Genomic DNA, 1,392 nt, shown 5'->3' with positions numbered 1-1,392 from the left:
TGATGCGCTGGCTGATGCGTCTGGGCTGGTTCGCGGCGATCTGGATCGGCAGCGTCGCGCTCCTCGGCCTCGTAGCCTATGTCATCCGCAGCGTACTGGTGCCCTAGGCAACGGCCTGATCGGTCAATTCGTCATGCGCGCGGCGGTCGCTGTCGACCCCTTTCGCCAGAACCTCGCCGAATTCGTGGCTGACGGTGATCCCTTGGGCGAAGGGAAAAAGATGCATGACGAAGGGCAGACCCGCGCAGTAAAGCCCCCGCCACGTATCGTCAGGCCCCGATAGCCCAAAGGAGGGGGAGACCGGCAGCGGCGCCTCCGGGTCGGCCTGCAATTGTTCGAGCAGCGTGGGAAAGGGCAGGGCGGAGGCGGGTAGTGTGGACTGGCCGCGCGAGTCCACGAAATAGTCGAAACGCCGCTCTCCCCCTTCTTCGCGCAGCCGGGTCGGTTCCTTGCCCGTAGGCGGCAGAACCTCGCAGTCATCTTCAACCGAAACGACGGAAAGGCTCCCCGTTCTGGCGAGGGCGAGCAGGCGGCGAATGGTCTGGGGCGGAACTGCGGCGTAATTGTCGATGAAGACGGGGGCCAGATATGTCTTGAACCGCTGCCGTTCGTGTCCGGACATGCCCGGCAGCAGCGGGGCCAGCGTCTCATGCATCCGCAGGATGGCGTAGCGCCATGGCACCGTCGTACGCTTGTTCACGTTGCGCTCCACCTCTTCGAGGTTCGCCGCGGCGAGCGCGAACTGGTCCTTGCCCATTCGGGGCGCGAAATAGGCATCCGCGAAATGTTCGAGCGTCAGCGACGGCAGGTCGATCGCTGCGGCATATTCGGGGTCATTCGCGGTGATCTCTTCGCGCAGCAGATCGAACAGGTCTTCGGTGTCGTAGCCTTCGGGGCGCTGCTGTAGGGCCTCGATACGTTCGGGCGTCGCATATTCAAGCGGCAGATAGGGCAGGTCGCACCAGAAGTCGGCCTCCGGCAGCAGCCCCTTGCGGGACATGAGGGTGATGTGCAGGCCCTCCGCCTCCGGCCCCGGTACGTAGCGGCTGCCACCCTCTTCGAAGCGTCCATGGGCGCAGGCGATGGAAAGCGCCGCATCGATCCCGCTGAGCGAGGAGCCGAGGATACCGATATCCGTCGCCGGTATGGCGTGCAGTTTCACGCTGGGCCAGGGCGAGCCATAATAGCCATGCTCGGGATCGTCCTCCGGCCAGACATGGCCAGTGGCCAGCACGACGGATCGGGCCGAGAAGGAAAGCAACTCGCCCTCCTTCAGCGCGGTAACGGTGTAGCCGCCCGCGACACGGGCGACATCAACCACGGGGGCGCTGTTATATATGTGCAGCCGGTGGCCGCGTTCCTCCGCCAGATCGGCCAGACGCCCCAACTGGC

The 1,392-nt window shown here is 64.9% G+C and carries 2 protein-coding genes; one reads left to right on the top strand and one right to left on the bottom strand.

Features of this window, described 5'->3' with window-relative positions:
• Positions 1–2: 2 nt before the first annotated feature.
• Positions 3–107: a DUF2474 family protein gene (locus tag A3764_RS26265; protein ID WP_082865972.1), complete on the top strand. Its 105-nt coding sequence runs from the start codon at positions 3–5 to the stop codon at positions 105–107.
• Here A3764_RS26265 and A3764_RS25285 read toward each other — a convergent pair.
• A partial coding sequence (locus A3764_RS25285) for a hypothetical protein (RefSeq protein WP_067951817.1) occupies positions 104–1,392 on the bottom strand: 1,289 nt, incomplete at its 5' end. The genes A3764_RS26265 and A3764_RS25285 overlap by 4 nt on opposite strands.

The sequence above is a fragment of the Sulfitobacter sp. HI0129 genome (genome assembly GCF_001635395.1).
Classification (GTDB): domain Bacteria; phylum Pseudomonadota; class Alphaproteobacteria; order Rhodobacterales; family Rhodobacteraceae; genus Sulfitobacter.
The sequence above is the reverse complement of the archived record's forward strand: the minus strand, read 5'-3'. Positions and strand labels throughout refer to the sequence as shown.